Genomic DNA, 16,293 nt, shown 5'->3' with positions numbered 1-16,293 from the left:
GGATTATGCTATTTGAATTTTTACAAATTAAGCAACAGCTTGCTCTAAAATCTCACGGCTTTCTTTTAAGGTAATCGCTTGGTTTTCACCAAGGGCAAGCATGCCATGCGCTTCAAGTTTACCGATAATGTTATCAATCGCTGCGGCTTTTTCATTGCCATGCTCAGTTAGCTGTGTTGCTACATCTAAGCTGTGGTAAAACGCTTCAATGGCTTGAATTGTTTGCTCTGCTAAATTGTCTGTTTGCTCAAGGCCAAATACGTTTGTACCCATTTGTTCTAGTTTTGCTTTTTTAACTGCAAATTGGTGGCGTAGTAAAGAAGGCTGAACAATCGCGAGTGAACGGGCATGGTCAACACCGTATGCAGCAGTGAGCTCATGACCAATCATGTGAGTGGCCCAATCTTGTGAAACACCAGAACCAATTAAGCCATTAAGTGCTTGGTTAGCGGCCCACATAAGGTTTGCACGCCATGCATCGTCTTGGTTTGCAAAATTATCGCCGAGTGTTTTAAGCGCTTTTAACAGTGCCTCTGCGTAACCTTCTTGAACCAATGCGCCTTCAGGGAACGTAAGGTATTGCTCACAAGTATGCACCCACGCATCAACTAAGCCATTTACAAGCTGGCGCTGAGGTAATGTTTTCATTACATCTGGGTCCATAATGGCAAATTTTGGCAATACTTTTGGTGAGGCAAACGGCAGTTTTTCTTTAGTGGCTTCTTTACTCACCACTGAGTTTTGATTTGACTCAGAACCTGTAGCAGGCAAAGTTAAAACGGCACCGATTGGTAATGCGCTGGTAATTGTATGCTTACCAGTAGGAATGTCCCAACCTTCGCCATCGTATACTGCAGAAGCCGCAATGTATTTAACGCCGTCTATTACAGAACCGCCACCTACACCTAATACAAAGTCGATATCTTGTTCTTTACAAATTTTCACCGCTTGATCAAGTACTTCAATTGTTGGGTTAGCACCCACGCCCGAGAATTCCACCCAATCAAACCCTTTAAGTGCAGCAGCAACTTGGTCGTACACACCATTTTTTTTAATTGAGCCGCCGCCATAAACAACTAATACTTTTTGATCTTTTGCGATCAAGTCACTAAGTGCGGCAATTTGTTGCTGACCAAATTGAATTAAAGTGGGATTTACATAGCTAAATTTCATTATTTCGCTCCTGATGGGACGGTTAATTGCTGATAGCTTTATTAAATGATAAACAAATAAAGCTTTAGTAAATGCATAATAATGGCAATAAAGAGATATAAAAAGCCTAATAACTAGCAAAAAATTGCCTAAAACTACCAAGGTTGGTATTTTATACTAAATACTATTAATTTGAGCCACACTGATGCGAAGTATTGCCACATTATTACAACAATACGCTGAGCATAATCAATTACTCAGTTTTGAAGGCACCATGGAAACTATTATTTCTGGGGTATACTTTCATCGCGCCAGCAAAAGCTCACCGCGCCAGCCGCTTATTTATAACTCTGGCATTATTATTGTTGGTCAAGGACATAAAATAATTCACTTTCCTGAACACCAGATAAAATATGGTGCAGGTGATTATTTAGTGTTGGGTGTTCCGGTACCATTAGAATGTGAAGCGTTTACTGACAATGATTTACCGGTAATGGGAATAGCGATTGATATAAACCCAGCTATGTTGCACACGCTAGTTAATCAAATGATGCAGCATAAACTGGTTTCCTCACCTTTAACTCATAGCGCAGCCGTGCAAACTGCCACTTTAGATTTAGCTATGGAGAAAGTTATTTATCGGCTATTAACTGTATTAAACCAGCCACTTGAGGCTGATATTTTTGGTGATGATATAGTTAAAGAGTTGGTATATCGAGTATTGTGCGGCCCTCAAGGGCACACTTTAATAGGGCTTGCAATGCACGACGGGCATTACGCTCGAATAGCACGTACTTTATCGACATTACATAGTGATTACGCAAGCCCGATTACCGTTGAGCACTTAGCCGAAGAAGTAAATATGAGCGTGTCATCTTTTCATCGCGCCTTTAAACAAATCACCTTTGAATCGCCATTACAATACTTAAAAAAAGTACGCTTGGTTAAAGCAAAAGAGTTAATAACCACCTCTGGTAGTAAAGCAAACGAGGCTGCTTTTAAGGTAGGCTACACCAGTGCCTCACAATTTAGCCGTGAGTTTAAGCGCCACTTTAATAAAACCCCTAGTAAAATAAAGTTATAAAAATAACATTGACTCAACGCTGCGCTATATCAAACTTTAATACTAATATTAGCTAGTAAAGCTAAAGAGCTTTGGTAATATAAAGTAATTGCTACTTTTATACCCCAATTATGCTTAATACCATTGCAAAAACGAAGAACCATTTACCTGCACCCATCCTATATAATAGGATAATCGGCGTTGTATTCGCTGTTATTGTTTTGGTAATGAGTGGTGCCGTTTTTGCAAAAGATAGCTGCAGTTTAAAATCTACCACAGATAATGTTTCAACCCCTTTATCTCAAGGTGTCGCAGCAGATATAAAGCTAAAAAAAGGCATTAACCAATTTGAATTGGTATGTGTGCTGAACCAAAGCGGTGTTTTTACGTTTACCCGCCCTGCGCTTGAAAGCTTTTCGTGGCAACAAAATGACGTTTTAAAAGCCCCTCTAAAAACAAATCAAATGGCAATTTTAATGGAGCAAGGCCGCTTTAATGCAAAGCTAACTTTAACCACTACAGCCAGCTATAACCCCCGGTTTACTTGGCTAGGTTCACAGCAGTTTATTGAAAAAATTCAGTTTTATAATCTAATTTTTGGAATATTTTATGGATTATGCGCAACGCTTATTTTTTATGTTTTAATAATTGGTTATGGCATAAAAGATTCTATTTTTAAACTCTATGGTGTCTACCTTTTTTGTATTGCCAGCTTTATTTTCTTTCAAGAAGGGCAACCCTATTTATTCACTGAACGACACTTTTCTAAGTTTGTTAGCCATCTTTATATTTTAAGTATTGGCTTAACTATTGTCAGCGCTACCTGGTTTATGAGCGCAATATTGGAGCTTCCTGAGTACTTTTTAAAGCTGAGCAACACATTGAAAGTCACAGCCTTGTGTGTACTTACTCTTTGCTTACAAAAAATAGCGCTCGACCTACCACTTATCACTAATATTACTTCTGCGGTAATGGGCTATTTATCATTATTTATTGTTATGACTATTTTTATGCTCAGCGCCATTCAAACAAAAAACGGCGTCAATGAAGCCAGTTTAGTATTTGTGGCCTTAAGTTGTGTGTTTATCAGTATGATTTTTAGAGTGCTATTGACTGACTATAGCCCATTTATTCAACGCTATGGATTTGTCATTGCGTTTACCATTGAATCCTTATTATTAGCCATTGCAGTAGGTCGGCGAATTCAACGGCTCAGCTATGCAAAAAAGGAGGCTGAACAACAGGCCAACTTTGATCATTTATGCCATATATACAATCGTCGTGGTTGGAGTTTAAAAGCAAATGAGTTACTTGCTCAACATAAACAACTTGGCGGCGTGTTGTGTTTTTTATTTATAGATTTAGATCGCTTTAAAGCCATTAATGATACTTACGGACACGATGTCGGTGACCAAGTACTGTGTAAAGTAGCAGAGTCAATTAGTCAGCATATACGCAGTGAGGACGCGGTTGGACGCTTAGGCGGAGATGAATTTGTGGTTATGGCATTATTTACTAGCAACGAAAAAATTAACCAGCGAGTTACCACCCTTGAACAGCAATTAAACCGGTTAACCATAGAATATCAAGGTCATACAATCCCCATCTATGCCAGTGTTGGGCAAACAAGTTATACTCAGCCACCTGAAAACTTAGATGTACTTTTGAAGGCCGGTGATGAAGCGATGTATCAAAAAAAATTACAAGCCCTAAAAAAATGAGCTAGTCGGCGACTAGCTCAAACAATTAACTTTTTTTAAATAAGACTTCAGGGTTAACCATGGTTTTCATTTCAAGTACGTTACCGTTGGGATCTTCAATAAAAAACGTTTCTTGCTCAAATTCATCACCCACAAAACGGCGGTAAGGCTTATCTAAATATTCAAGGCCGGCATCGGCAATGCGTTGTTTTAAACCTTGAAACTCGCTTTCTGATAAATGAATGCCAAAGTGCGGTACCGCTACAGCGCCCATATCAACATCATGACGAACTGTAGGTAAGCGCTCTGTGCTTTGGTGAAGCGTTAACTCGTTACCCCAAAAATCAATATCTACCCACCGTCCTGCTTCACTATTGCCCGTTTTACAACCAAGTAAATCACAGTAAAACACTTTTGCTTTTTCAAGATCGCCAGCTGGGATAGCCAAATGTAAACAGTTAGACATAAATTACCTTAGGTTATAACTTTTAATATATGAAATATGCCACATTATACATAATTTACAATTTATAGAACATTAACCGCGTTATTTTTAGTCATTCATTGCGTACAATTAATTATGACAACTTTAATCCCTCTTTTTAGCGGTGATATATCGATTTTAGCAATTTTAACTACTAAAGCTAAAATTGAACCTTTATGATGTGCGTGCTATGACTAAATTCATTTTTTTAAAATTCATCACCTTTTTTATCGGCTGCTTATCGTGTTTTGTAATGCATACTACATTAGCATTACCTATCGTTGTGTCTGCAGCTTTAACTGGACTTATTGGTTCGTTTATTCCCTTTCCTGCACATTACAAAAACCATCCTTATGCCTCAATTTATGCAGGTAGTTTTGCCGGTATGTGCTCCACCAGCTTGATTAATAACTACTGGGAAATCGCCATTATTTCTGCTATTGGCGCAATTTTATATACATTCACCATTAACGTATTTGCAGGATTTGGCGGGCGACTAGGCAGCATTGCGTTCGCCAGTGTCGCTATATTTATGTTGGCCAAAGGGTTAATAATATGACTATTGCTTATCCATTGCCTGCATTGTTAGGTGCATTTTTAACTTTTTATTTGGCAAAGCATAATCGCTTTGATGCTATAAGAGCCTCAGCTGCACTCTCAATTATTGCGTATTTAATATTTGCACAATTAAGCCTTAACGCTGAGCTATATAGTGTGGTGTTTTTTGGCGGCACCTTTATCGGCATGAGTGCCCCACATCGCTTTGGTGTTTATACGCTTGCTAGTTCAGCAATTATATTCTCACTATTTTTTATTTATTTGGTGCCCATTCTTGATGGTTTTGGTGGTGCTTTAGGAATAAGTGCATTTTTATCGGTATGTATTTGTCATATTTTTATCCTGCTCGGCGCACCTCGAAGTAAAAAACCCAACGTTTAAAGTTTACTTGAATAAAAATTCAATAAAATCTTACATCTATTAATTAGTACAAAAATAATACTTGTTTTTTTGATCAACAATACCTGCCGCCTCGTAATGCTCACAAGTCTGTAACACTGTAACATTCTATTAAAGGAAAAATTATGAATAAAGTATTTAAGCTCGGTGCTATCATACTTCCCTTGTTACTCATTCAAGGTTGTAGTAGCGACGACGATAACAACGCCCCTGTAATTGTAGATCCACAACCAGCCGTTTCTGTTTTTGATGCCGCCCAAGGTTCTGGAGAATTCACCACCCTTGTTGCAGCTTTAGAAGCAACAGGTCTAGATGAAACCCTCGATGATTTAACTAACAGCTACACCGTTTTTGCTCCTACCGATGATGCGTTTGCGTTACTAGGTGAAGAAACAATCAATAATTTATTAGCTGATCCTGACACTCTAAGCTCAATTTTAACTTACCATGTGATCTCAGGCAGAGTAGATGCACAAGCAGCAATTAGCTTGGCAGGGTCAACCGTTGAAACAGTAAACGGACAAAGCATTGCTTTGTCTTTAAATGGTGAAAGCTTATTAGTTAATACCAGTACAGTAACAATGACCGACATTAAAACCGACAACGGTATTATTCATGTTATTGACGCAGTACTCACACCCAAAACAGTGTCAGAGACAGCACCAACCAACAATATTATTGAAACAGCTCAACAAGCAGGCGACTTTAGTACTTTGCTTGCCGCTCTTGACGCTGCAGGCTTAACATCCGCACTGGCGGATACGTCGAAAGAGTTCACCGTTTTTGCTCCAACCGACGCTGCATTTGAAGCAATTGGTAGTGGTTTTTTAAATACACTGCTTGCTAACCCTACCGTTTTAGGGGATGTTTTAAAGCAGCATGTGCTTGTCGGGTCAGTTGATTCAGTCACTGCAATGTCTTTAAATGGCCAATCAGCTGAAACACTATTAGGCAATACACTTCCAATCACGATAAACGCAGATACAAATAGGTTGTCGTTTGGCGGTGCAAACATCACTGTTAAAGATATTATGACTTCTAACGGTGTTATCCATGTAATCGATTCGGTTATTATTTCTGATGTAAATTTACCGCAAAGTGCAGGAACAATTGCTGATATAACAAGTGCTAATGGTAACTTTACTACGCTTCTTGCTGCACTAACGGCAACAGGCTTAGATACGTTGGTTGCTGATCCAGATAATACTTTTAGTGTATTTGCTCCTACAGATGATGCATTTGCAGCGCTCGGTCAGGATACAATTAATGCGCTGTTAGCTGATACAGATACGCTTCGTAATATTTTGCTTTACCATGTATTCCCTGACGCCACTGTTTTATCTGATGATGCAGTAACCATTGCTAATAGCAATAGTAACAAAGTAGAAATGGCCAATGGCGACATGGCTGCTATTTCTTATGTAAATAGCTCGCTATTTATCAATGACTCGGCAATCACAGAGGCAAATGTAACCGCTAGCAATGGCGTTATTCATGTATTAAACAAAGTGATTATGCCACCGGCTGAAGTAGGCACACCGACTAAAACTATTGCTACCGTTGCTACAGAAACACCCGCATTGTCAACACTAGTCACGGCACTGCAAGCGGCAGGATTAGTTGATACGTTCAACGATACCACTCAATCATTTACGGTATTTGCACCAACAAATGCGGCATTTAGTAAAATTCCTACCGCTGATTTAAATGCTTTATTAGCTGACACCGCTGCACTAACAGGTGTTCTAACTCAACATGTATTAGGCGCTCAAGTTGGAAGTACCGATGCATTTGCAGCCAATGGTAAAATGGTCACTACACTTGCTGAGAATATGTTAAGCGTAAACGTAGTAGATTTTACCAGCACCGAAAATACAGTAACAGACAGCGTAGCTTATGATGTAACCAATGGCAGATTAGTAACGGGAATGGCCGATGCAATGCCTGGTAAAACGCTCTACGTATTTGATAACGACTTAGGCGAGGCAATGAGTGTATGTGAAGCAGCTTGTGAAACAACGTGGCCACCCGTGCTCGGCACTGCGGCGTCTATTGAAAATATTCCGGGTTTATCATTGATTGCTCGCTCAGATGACAGCATGCAAGTCGCTTACCTTGGCCGCCCTTTATATACCTTCTCAGGTGATACGGCAGCAGGTCAAAATAATGGTCAAGCTGTGAACGATATTTGGTGGCAAGTAAGCTTACCGGCTACATCACTACAAGTCGCTGGCAGCAATGTAGCAACCACTGATATTTACACTAGCAATGGCGTTGTACACTTAATTGATACAGTGATCACAACGGCCAAATAATTAAATTTTACTGTGAGATAAGCCAGGAGTGATACTATTTGCTCCTGGCTTTTTTATATAAAAAATAGGCTTACTTATTAATACCTTGGGAGCTTGTTGGGTAACCAAAGACTACTTTTAACTTTGCTTTTAATCCCTTTGCCCTGTAAGTACTTTTAAATAAATACTGCCACTGATGAAAGGTAATTTTAATCGGGTTATTACTGTGTAGTTGACCAATAATGCCGTATTTACAGGGTTTGTTTTCATCCTCTTCGACGTAAGTGCCAAATAATTTATCCCAAATAATTAAAACACCAGCAAAGTTTTTATCTAAGTAGCCATTATTTATAGCGTGGTGCACCCGATGATGCGATGGGGTATTAAATAATGCTTCAAACCAACCGAGCTTTTTTACCACTTGCGTGTGTACAAAAAATTGATAAGCCAAATTAAGTGCCACCACAGCAAAAACAATCACAGGCTCAAAGCCTATTAATATCATCGGCAACCAAAATAGCCACATTCCCGCCAGCGGATACATTAAACTTTGCCTAAATGCCGTGGTAAAGTTCATTTTAGTAGAACTATGATGTACGACATGAGCGGCCCATAACCAATGAATATGGTGTGATGCACGATGAAACCAATAGTATAAAAAGTCTTGCAGTAAAAAAGCGCCTAATACAGTAAATACTGTTAATTCAATATCAAATAGTCGAAACTGATACAGCCAATAAAAAAACGGCATTAATAATAATAACGCAATGGCATCGGCTCCTTGATGTAATAAAGCAAGTAACGCGTTGGCTAAGCTGTCTTTTATAGCGTAGTAACGTCTGAATTTTATAAACTCAAACCCTACAAACAGCAAAAAAATAGGGCTCAGCGCCAATAAAATAATTTCAATGCTCATGGCGTTTGCTCCTGAAAATAGCTGGCTATTTTTTTAACTGCTTGGCTAACATCTTTTTTTATAAAAAAAGCCAGTATAAAATCAGGTAACCAAAAAGGTGCAATGCAACGAATATGGTAATTAACCTCAGTGAGCGATGGCTCTTCGTTATTGGTATTTAAGTAAATATCACCACGATGCTGTGCAACGGGTTTATCCCCTAAAATACGGTAACTAATGTGGCTATTATCGGCCGTTATTATTTGCTCTTTAAATGTTGTACCTTGCATTTTTATTTCTCTAATGGTGCCTTTTCCGCCACTTATTTCACCCGAGTCTTGCGGTGTTAACACTTTAAACTGCGCATTAAAAAAGCGCCCCAAATCAGCATGCGCTAATAATAAGGTGCGTAATTGTTCAGGCGTTGCTGCTACTCTCTTTTTAACGTTTACCTTAATCATTGTGTGTTTAATACTAATTTTATGGATCACTAGCATATAAAAATATTGCATGGCAAACTTGCGATTAGATGACTATTTTTTAGCTTTAGGCGACAAATGAAAACCTTAGCCGATCATTACTTTTCTAGCTGTTTGGATTACCTTGAAACCAGAGGTTTAGCTAGCCATGCGGTTTTAACTGCTATTGAATTTAACGAGTATTCCAATAAACAGCCACAACAATTGGCGCCGCGTATTAGTTTAAAAAGCTATAATGCGTTGCTTAGTTATGCACAGCAAACGTTAAATGACTCCTTATTTGGGTTTGAATTAGGAAAACAAATACGTACCGCTGATTTTGGTGTACTTGGGTATTTAATTGAATCGAGTACTAATCTAGCCAGCGCTATTACTGCATTGCTTAATTACGACAGCCTAGTGGCTAACATAGGCCGTGCTGAGTTTGCACAGCAACAAACATTTTGCAAGGTAACTTGGTTAGCCGATCCGCAGTGCAGCTCACAGGCCGTATTACGAAATATGACCGCGTGGGTAAGTGTTGTACGCCAACTACTTAATCCTCAGCTTTCGCCTAGTTGCGTTTATTTTTCAGCACATTTCTCAAACAGTGAGTTACAACAATTAGCGCAGTGGTTTAATTGTCCAGTAAAAGTTGGCGCTAGCTTTAATCAAATAGAGTTTCCAAGTAGTTACTTAACCTTACCTTTTAAAACCGATAACTCCCAGATTAACGCTGTGCTTAAGCAAATGTCAGAGCAACAGCTATCCCAGTTTAAAAGTCAGCAATTATTAACAGAAAAAATTAATCATATTTTAATGGCTAAATACGACTTGCAGGACTGTTCACTGATCATAACGGCTAGTGCTTTAAATATGACGCCGCGCACAGCACAGCGCTATCTAAAAAAAGAACAAACCACCTTTTCTGCACTGCTTGAAGCAGAGCAAAAACGACGTTTACCACTTTACATTAATCAATACCCTTTAAACACAATTGCATTTATGTTGGGTTTTAACGACCAGAGCTCATTCAATCGTGCTTTTAAACGCTGGTATCACATCAACCCACGCAACTATATAAAAAAGCACTCACTGACTTAGCAAATCAGTATCGTTTAAAAAATGGCGTAACGATAAAAACAAAGGTGTTGGCAAGTCATTAATATCGCACCAACGCCACTGTAAACATTTGTGTGGCTCTTTATTTACAGGCTCGCCACCTTCATATTTTGCCTGCACATATAAAGTAATATAGTGCTTATTTTCGGCGCTAAAAATATCGTTGGTAAAATCGAGTTTACGAATATTAGTAACAGTAAGCCCTGTCTCTTCTACGACTTCACGCACTGCACATTGCTCAACCGTTTCACCAAATTCTAAATGCCCCCCAGGGGTTGCCCAGGTATTTGCACCATGCGCACCTATACGCTCACCGAGTAAAATTTTATTATCATGCATTACTATCACTGCAACGCCTACTCTGACAACTTGACTCATTATTATCACATTTAATAGTTCATCATTTTTATATGTTACCTCATTTAAGTCATCAAACTAGTTGTTAGTTCTTTATAAACCACTGTGTTAGCTAAAAACCACACAACCCGTTCATTATTCAACCGACCATAGTCGAATATCACTCCTGATAAAAAGCGCTTAGTTTTAAATAAAGTTATATTAAATTTTGCTCAGGAGCCTTTATGTCAGGTGAATACAAGCTTTAAATACGTTTTAACTGTGTAATTAACCATTGATGAATATCGCTGTTATTTGAACGCGGATGCCATGCAGCAATCACCTTAAATGGCGGCGGTAATAACTCAATCTCAAGCGGCTTTACCTTCGCATTTGGTAATAGCCGTGATGGGTAAAACGCAATTAAATCCGTAGTATTGAGTAAATCAGGCACTGATGAAAACCCAGGTACTGACATAACAATATTTCGCTTGTAACCTTTATCAGCAAACCAGCGATCGTGAGAGCCACGTAAGTTTGCTCTAGATGCCGACACCACTAACTGCGCCCTGCTCGCAACCTCAGCCAAACTTAAAGGCAATGAGGAAGTAGGCGCATGCGCTCCTGCAATACAAATATGCTGCTCTTCAAATAATGTCTCATAGACTAAATTATCAGGAATAAATTCAACAAAGCTAATAAGTAAATCAAGCTCTCCTGCGCTGATCAACTGATTAACGTTATCGGATGCAAAATCACGAACGATCAACTTTAAATCCGGTGCTTCACGGCGTGTTATTGCCAATAACTGAGGTAAAAGTGCGGCAATCGCATAGTCTGTTGCGCTAATAGTAAAAATGCCTTTGTAGCTTTTGGGGGAAAACTGCTGCGGCACCAATAAGGCATCTAATTGGCTCAATATTTGATTAATAGGTATCTCAAGTGTGAGCGCTTTTGGCGTTGGCAACATGGTATTGCCCTGGCGTATAAATAGCCTATCATCAAATAAATCGCGCAATTTTCTCAGCTGCTCACTAATTGCTTGCTGGGTTAATCCCATTTTTTGTGCTACCTGCGATACATTTTTTAATTTAAGTAGCGTACTTAAAACGCGCAACTGCTTTATATCTAGCCTAGCAATACCATTCATAATTGTATCTAAAACAAAAAAGTGTTGTTTCAAATTGTAACTTTTAATCTCTATGCTCACCAGCATTGTTATTAGCGCAAAGTAATCAGCGCATTATTAATTTAAAAAAGGTATAAAATGAGTCAACTAAGTAAAAATATCGACAGTCTATTTTCAACAATTAATTTAGGCCCATACACACTTAAAAACCGCATTGTTATGCCACCACTGACTCGTTCACGCAGCACAGTTCCTGGCAATATTCCTAATGAAGTGATGGCCACTTATTATGCACAGCGTGCCAGTGCTGGTTTTATGGTTACCGAGGGCACTCAAATTGAACCAAGAGGACAAGGGTACGCTTGGACACCCGGTATTCATTCGGCTGAACAAATCGCAGGCTGGAAAAAAGTAACGACTGCAGTACATGCAGAAGGTGGAATTATATTTGCCCAGCTTTGGCACGTAGGCCGTGTGTCGCATACCAGTTTACAACCTAATAAAGCAAAACCTGTTGCTCCCTCAGCGATAGCAGCTGATAGTGTTAAAGTATTTATAGAAACAGGGCCAAGCCAAGGCGCTTTAGCCGACCCTAGTGAGCCTCAAGCTTTAACAACCGATGAAGTAAAAGAGCTTGTTGGCATGTATGCTCAAGCCGCTCGTAATGCGCTAGAAGCTGGGTTTGATGGTGTAGAACTGCATTGCGCTAATGGCTATTTAGTGAATCAGTTTATTTCTGAGCATAGCAATAAACGAGATGATGAATACGGCGGTTCTCTTACTAATCGTCTGCGCTTTTTAAAAGAAATTGTCGCGGCAGTCAGTGACGTAGTAGGCGCTGAGCGTTTAGGGGTTCGTTTTGCGCCCTTGTTTAGCAGTACCGATGAAACCCGCGTTTATTTAGGGCTTGTAGAATCAAACCCTCACCATACTTACATTGAAGCAATTAAAGTGCTTGAGCAAGCAGGGATTGCTTACTTATCAATTGCTGAAGCTGATTGGGATAACGCCCCTGATTTACCCGAGCAATTTTATCAAGCGGCACGCGCACAATTTTCTGGACGGATCATCTACGCTGGTAAGTATACGGTTGATAAATCTGTGGCGATGTTAGCTAAAGGCTACGGTGATTTGTTTGCCTTCGGCCGCCCTTTTATTGCAAATCCTGATTTACCAGCGCGCATAAAAAATCAATGGCCATTAAATGAAGCCGATACCAGCACTATGTATGGTGGCACAGAGATTGGCTACAGTGACTACCCTTACTACAAAAACGATTAACCAACAGGCCATGGATGGCCTTAATAAATTAGTTTTAAAGCTGACGAATCCCCACAAAATAAAAATTAATGGTAGACTCTCATGATTATTTGTGATCAAATTTTTTCACTATAAAAAAACTCACTCATAATCATGAAAGCCACCGAAATATTACACAAAGATATTGCCATTGCCTACCCTGAAATTCATAAAACACGTTTAAATACAGTCTTTACGTTTGTTAACTCAGGCTTGCGTGACCAGCGCGTTACTGTCACTTACCTAGGCCGCGGATTAAAATCATTTTCTAATACCGATAAAAAACATGATATTAAACGCGCAGACCGTTTGATTGGTAATGCTAACCTGCATCAAGAACGTCTTTGTTTCTATGAACATATGACCGAATGCTTAGTAGGCCAGCAACAACACCCACTTATTATCGTTGACTGGTCACCTATTAATGGCGGCGAAATATTTCAAGTGCTCAGGGCAAGCATACCAATGGGGGGAAGAGCGTTAACGCTCTATGAAAAAGTGTATCCTGAAAGCGAATTAAATACCGAAGCGGCTCATCAACACTTACTCGATAGCTTGGCACAGTGTTTACCTGCAGATTGTCAGCCTATTATTTTATCTGATGCTATTTTTAGAACGCCATGGTTTAAAGCCATAGAAGATAAAGGCTGGTATTGGCTTGGGCGCGTCAGAGGCAATGTGACCTTATCTAGCGACCTTGAGACATGGCGAAATTGTAAATCATGGTTTGAGCAAGCAACAGATAAACCACACCTTCTGACACAGATTTACTACGGAAAAACAGTTCGTTTCGCGTGCCAAGGTGTTTTGTTTAGAGGGAAAAACAAGGGACGTAAAAAAATCAAAAAACGGGGTGGGCAATCTCAATGTACAACGGTTAAATACCAACAACAAAAGGCCAAAGAGCCTTGGCTACTTGTGTTTAATTTACCTACACAATTTACAGATAAGCCTCAACGGATTGTGACTTTATATAAACAACGTATGCAAATAGAAGAAAGTTTCAGAGACACTAAGAATGCAAAACTTGGCATTAGTTTAGCCTTTGCAAATTCAAGAAGCGCAGAAAGGTTTGATAATTTATTGCTCATAGCGGCGTTAATGTTGTTTGTCTTATGGTGCATAGGGTACACCGTGTCGGCACAACAAGGGGATGCGGCATTACAAGCGAATACAGAGAAAAAACGACGAGTATTGTCCTATATTTATCTTGGCAAAGAAGTGGTTGATGATCCTAGGTATGAGCCTGATGGGCAGTTCATTATTTATGTGTATAGCCAGTTGTCACTTCTGACTATACAAATTGATAATTTAGGCTAAATTCGTGGGGATCTCTCAGGTTTTAAAGTATTATTTTTAAATAGTTGAAAAGCATTAAAGTAGTAATATTTTTTAATATCAATACAATAAGCCTTTATTTTTGAGACAAGGGTCTTTGGAGCATGGGTTGTTAAAATTAGCAGGCGTTAAATCAACTTCTTTGAGCCTTATAGGTGTTTGTGGTTTATTTTTATTATTAGTTCAATTTCAAGCTCAATGGCAAAGTAAGCTCTCGCTTATTAATTATTTTGTTTATCCATTACTTATTATTACTGCTGTATTTGCCACTTTGTTTAATCGTAGTCGAGTTGCGCTATTATGCGCATTTTGGCTACTTTATTTATTGTCAACAGACTACACTTTACCTTGGTCTGAGTGGCTTAAAGCACAACCTGATTGGACGTTATTATGCGCTGCAAGTTTATTAATGTTGTTAGCCGTGATAAAAGATCGCGCACTTTTATCAATACACACTGCGACCCGAACCTTATTAATTATTCTATGTGGCGGCGCAGCGTTTGCGTGGCTGGCACTGAGTCTGCATTTACAAGAGCTATCATTACAATCCTCTGTTTATACTCTACTGCTTCCTTATTTACCCATAGCTTTACCACTGTCGCTCATTGGCAGCTTACTCATTTGGCAAAGCGTAAGAACACATAACCTGACGCAAACGGCCTTACTCATCACTTTTATTGTGTGGTGCCTTAACCAACAACATATTATCGATTTTCCTTGGTCTGTCATTGCTGTGCTTATGGCTTCTTTGTATTTATTAGCGGTAAGTACTGACTCTTATTATTTAGCTTATAGAGATGATTTAACAACTTTACCGACCCGAAGAGCGCTCAACCAATTGGCTTTATCATTAGGGCGAAAATACACCGTTGCTATGCTCGATATTGATCATTTTAAAAAATTCAATGACACCTATGGCCATGATATTGGCGACCAAGTGCTTAAGCTAGTGGCAGCAAAAATGAGCGGGGTGAAAGGCGGTGGAAAAATTTACCGTTATGGGGGCGAAGAGTTTACGGTGGTGTTTCCACGTAAAACAGCTGAGCAATCGATTCCAGAACTAGAAACACTGCGCCACAATATTGCAACCTACGACATGGTGATCAGAAACCCAAAGCGCACCGATAAAAAATCTCGAAAAGGAAAACAAACAAATGACTATAAAACGGTAAACGTCACGGTCTCTATTGGCGTAGCACAAAGAACAGCAAAACAAAGCTTTGACGAGGCTCTAAAAAATGCTGATTTAGCGCTTTATAGAGCTAAAAAGAAAGGCAGAAATAACGTTAGCCAATAATGCTTTTATAACGCGGCACGCTAACCTTAATCATAGCGTGCCCAAAGGCAACTAGCTTTACCTGCAATTTATTGCTTTTCAATCACCGCTTTTAAATTATTTAATGCAGCAACAGAAAAACCACGGTCGTAAAAGTAAGTAATTTTACCCTTCTCATCCAGCAGTATGACGCGACTATTATTAGGGTTTTCGTTGCCAGTGAATGCTTGAACTTTATCGCCATCTTTGTAAATTGTGATCACCCCACCCCACAACTCTTTGGGGATCCCTTTGCGCATACCGCTATCGATTAAGGGGCTAAACATACGAGGAACCATACCCTGAATGGTTGGCAACTCATAAGCGGTGACATCCACTGCACTCATGTCTAAACCAATCAACCAGCGGTCAATATCAAATTGGCTATCTTGTTTATAACCAATTAATAACAAGGTATTTGGATTGTTAAAGTCATCGGGGATGGTAAATCGCTTTTGTTCTAAGCTTTCTCCCGTCACAGTGGGAAATTGCTTACCAAGTAGTGCTTGGTTTGGATACTGAGTTGAACAGCCACTCATCACTACAATAATCACCAGTGCCATTATTGCCTTTAACATACCTACACTCCCTCTTTTAAATAAAAACTAAAGTGAACAAATTAACTTAATGCTTCGTAATATGCTTACGATTTTAACGGTAATTAAGATCTTACTTTCATCGAGTAAACGCCGTTTTTAAAGAAATACAATAATATGGGTTAGTTTCTTCAACAATGCGCTCATTCATTATA

The 16,293-nt window shown here is 39.2% G+C and carries 16 protein-coding genes; 9 read left to right on the top strand and 7 right to left on the bottom strand.

What is annotated here, in order from left to right:
• Positions 1–27 precede the first annotated feature (27 nt).
• Positions 28–1,173: an iron-containing alcohol dehydrogenase gene (locus AC6H44_RS02425; RefSeq protein WP_500737276.1), complete on the bottom strand. Its 1,146-nt coding sequence runs from the start codon at positions 1,171–1,173 to the stop codon at positions 28–30.
• Between the two features lie 184 nt (positions 1,174–1,357).
• Here AC6H44_RS02425 and AC6H44_RS02420 point away from each other — a divergent pair, with 184 nt between their 5' ends.
• Both AC6H44_RS02420 and AC6H44_RS02415 read left to right on the top strand, forming a co-directional pair.
• Positions 1,358–2,236, top strand: coding sequence for an AraC family transcriptional regulator (locus AC6H44_RS02420; RefSeq protein WP_500737275.1), 879 nt, complete (start codon positions 1,358–1,360; stop codon positions 2,234–2,236).
• 206 nt (positions 2,237–2,442) lie between these two features.
• The gene (locus AC6H44_RS02415) at positions 2,443–3,936 is read left to right on the top strand and encodes a sensor domain-containing diguanylate cyclase (RefSeq protein WP_500737274.1); all 1,494 of its coding nucleotides are present in this window, start codon (positions 2,443–2,445) and stop codon (positions 3,934–3,936) included.
• A 25-nt stretch (positions 3,937–3,961) separates the two neighbouring features.
• Here the strand turns inward: AC6H44_RS02415 and AC6H44_RS02410 are convergent, their stop codons facing one another.
• Complete coding sequence (locus AC6H44_RS02410; RefSeq protein WP_500737273.1) at positions 3,962–4,381, bottom strand: VOC family protein; 420 nt, start codon at positions 4,379–4,381, stop codon at positions 3,962–3,964.
• Positions 4,382–4,652: 271 nt separating this feature from the next.
• On the opposite strand from AC6H44_RS02410, the gene AC6H44_RS02405 reads away from it, so the two are divergent.
• The 3 genes from AC6H44_RS02405 to AC6H44_RS02395 all read left to right on the top strand — a co-directional run bounded on the left by AC6H44_RS02405 (position 4,653) and on the right by AC6H44_RS02395 (position 7,671).
• Positions 4,653–4,958, top strand: a complete 306-nt coding sequence (locus AC6H44_RS02405; protein WP_500737272.1) for a hypothetical protein — start codon at positions 4,653–4,655, stop codon at positions 4,956–4,958.
• Complete coding sequence (locus tag AC6H44_RS02400) at positions 4,955–5,338, top strand: hypothetical protein (protein WP_500737270.1); 384 nt, start codon at positions 4,955–4,957, stop codon at positions 5,336–5,338. Before AC6H44_RS02405 ends, AC6H44_RS02400 begins: the two co-directional genes overlap by 4 nt.
• 143 nt (positions 5,339–5,481) lie before the next feature.
• Entirely contained in the window at positions 5,482–7,671 is a 2,190-nt protein-coding gene (locus AC6H44_RS02395; protein WP_500737269.1) for a fasciclin domain-containing protein, read from the top strand.
• Between the two features lie 70 nt (positions 7,672–7,741).
• On the opposite strand, the gene AC6H44_RS02390 is transcribed toward AC6H44_RS02395, so the two are convergent.
• Positions 7,742–8,566 carry a sterol desaturase family protein gene (locus AC6H44_RS02390; protein WP_500737267.1) on the bottom strand — a complete coding sequence of 275 codons (825 nt, stop codon included), beginning with the start codon at positions 8,564–8,566 and terminating at the stop codon, positions 7,742–7,744.
• Positions 8,563–9,057 (bottom strand): SRPBCC family protein, encoded by a 495-nt coding sequence (locus AC6H44_RS02385; RefSeq protein ID WP_500737266.1) that lies wholly within the window; start codon positions 9,055–9,057, stop codon positions 8,563–8,565. Before AC6H44_RS02385 ends, AC6H44_RS02390 begins: the two co-directional genes overlap by 4 nt.
• Before the next feature lie 45 nt (positions 9,058–9,102).
• Here AC6H44_RS02385 and AC6H44_RS02380 point away from each other — a divergent pair, with 45 nt between their 5' ends.
• Positions 9,103–10,107 carry an AraC family transcriptional regulator gene (locus AC6H44_RS02380; protein ID WP_500737265.1) on the top strand — a complete coding sequence of 335 codons (1,005 nt, stop codon included), beginning with the start codon at positions 9,103–9,105 and terminating at the stop codon, positions 10,105–10,107.
• On the opposite strand, the gene AC6H44_RS02375 is transcribed toward AC6H44_RS02380, so the two are convergent.
• Both AC6H44_RS02375 and AC6H44_RS02370 read right to left on the bottom strand, forming a co-directional pair.
• On the bottom strand, positions 10,096–10,503 hold the full coding sequence (locus AC6H44_RS02375; RefSeq protein WP_500737263.1) for a nucleotide triphosphate diphosphatase NUDT15: 408 nt from the start codon (positions 10,501–10,503) through the stop codon (positions 10,096–10,098). The two genes, AC6H44_RS02380 and AC6H44_RS02375, sit on opposite strands and share 12 nt — an antisense overlap.
• 223 nt (positions 10,504–10,726) lie before the next feature.
• Positions 10,727–11,644, bottom strand: a complete 918-nt coding sequence (locus AC6H44_RS02370; protein WP_500737262.1) for a LysR substrate-binding domain-containing protein — start codon at positions 11,642–11,644, stop codon at positions 10,727–10,729.
• An 84-nt stretch (positions 11,645–11,728) separates the two neighbouring features.
• On the opposite strand from AC6H44_RS02370, the gene AC6H44_RS02365 reads away from it, so the two are divergent.
• From AC6H44_RS02365 to AC6H44_RS02355, 3 genes are all read left to right on the top strand, one after another.
• On the top strand, positions 11,729–12,871 hold the full coding sequence (locus AC6H44_RS02365; RefSeq protein WP_500737261.1) for an alkene reductase: 1,143 nt from the start codon (positions 11,729–11,731) through the stop codon (positions 12,869–12,871).
• A gap of 132 nt (positions 12,872–13,003) precedes the next feature.
• On the top strand, positions 13,004–14,209 hold the full coding sequence (locus AC6H44_RS02360; RefSeq protein ID WP_500735106.1) for an IS4 family transposase: 1,206 nt from the start codon (positions 13,004–13,006) through the stop codon (positions 14,207–14,209).
• 127 nt (positions 14,210–14,336) lie between these two features.
• Positions 14,337–15,524 carry a GGDEF domain-containing protein gene (locus AC6H44_RS02355; protein ID WP_500737260.1) on the top strand — a complete coding sequence of 396 codons (1,188 nt, stop codon included), beginning with the start codon at positions 14,337–14,339 and terminating at the stop codon, positions 15,522–15,524.
• Between the two features lie 68 nt (positions 15,525–15,592).
• Here AC6H44_RS02355 and AC6H44_RS02350 read toward each other — a convergent pair whose 3' ends face one another.
• Positions 15,593–16,120, bottom strand: a complete 528-nt coding sequence (locus AC6H44_RS02350) for a hypothetical protein (RefSeq protein ID WP_500737259.1) — start codon at positions 16,118–16,120, stop codon at positions 15,593–15,595.
• Between the last annotated feature and the right edge of the window lie 173 nt (positions 16,121–16,293).

The sequence above is a fragment of the Pseudoalteromonas sp. TAP-3C genome, assembly GCF_059888565.1.
Note: the sequence above shows the minus strand (reverse complement) of the source record. Positions and strands in the feature narration are given on the sequence as shown.

Bases quoted from the DNA above. Each gene is read 5' to 3' on its own strand.
- AC6H44_RS02425 (WP_500737276.1), bottom strand. From the start codon at position 1,173: ATGAAATTTAGCTATGTAAATCCCACTTTAATTCAATTTGGTCAGCAA.
- AC6H44_RS02420 (WP_500737275.1), top strand. From the start codon at position 1,358: ATGCGAAGTATTGCCACATTATTACAACAATACGCTGAGCATAATCAA.
- AC6H44_RS02415 (WP_500737274.1), top strand. From the start codon at position 2,443: ATGAGTGGTGCCGTTTTTGCAAAAGATAGCTGCAGTTTAAAATCTACC.
- AC6H44_RS02410 (WP_500737273.1), bottom strand. From the start codon at position 4,381: ATGTCTAACTGTTTACATTTGGCTATCCCAGCTGGCGATCTTGAAAAA.
- AC6H44_RS02405 (WP_500737272.1), top strand. From the start codon at position 4,653: ATGCATACTACATTAGCATTACCTATCGTTGTGTCTGCAGCTTTAACT.
- AC6H44_RS02400 (WP_500737270.1), top strand. From the start codon at position 4,955: ATGACTATTGCTTATCCATTGCCTGCATTGTTAGGTGCATTTTTAACT.
- AC6H44_RS02395 (WP_500737269.1), top strand. From the start codon at position 5,482: ATGAATAAAGTATTTAAGCTCGGTGCTATCATACTTCCCTTGTTACTC.
- AC6H44_RS02390 (WP_500737267.1), bottom strand. From the start codon at position 8,566: ATGAGCATTGAAATTATTTTATTGGCGCTGAGCCCTATTTTTTTGCTG.
- AC6H44_RS02385 (WP_500737266.1), bottom strand. From the start codon at position 9,057: ATGCAATATTTTTATATGCTAGTGATCCATAAAATTAGTATTAAACAC.
- AC6H44_RS02380 (WP_500737265.1), top strand. From the start codon at position 9,103: ATGAAAACCTTAGCCGATCATTACTTTTCTAGCTGTTTGGATTACCTT.
- AC6H44_RS02375 (WP_500737263.1), bottom strand. From the start codon at position 10,503: ATGAGTCAAGTTGTCAGAGTAGGCGTTGCAGTGATAGTAATGCATGAT.
- AC6H44_RS02365 (WP_500737261.1), top strand. From the start codon at position 11,729: ATGAGTCAACTAAGTAAAAATATCGACAGTCTATTTTCAACAATTAAT.
- AC6H44_RS02360 (WP_500735106.1), top strand. From the start codon at position 13,004: ATGAAAGCCACCGAAATATTACACAAAGATATTGCCATTGCCTACCCT.
- AC6H44_RS02350 (WP_500737259.1), bottom strand. From the start codon at position 16,120: ATGTTAAAGGCAATAATGGCACTGGTGATTATTGTAGTGATGAGTGGC.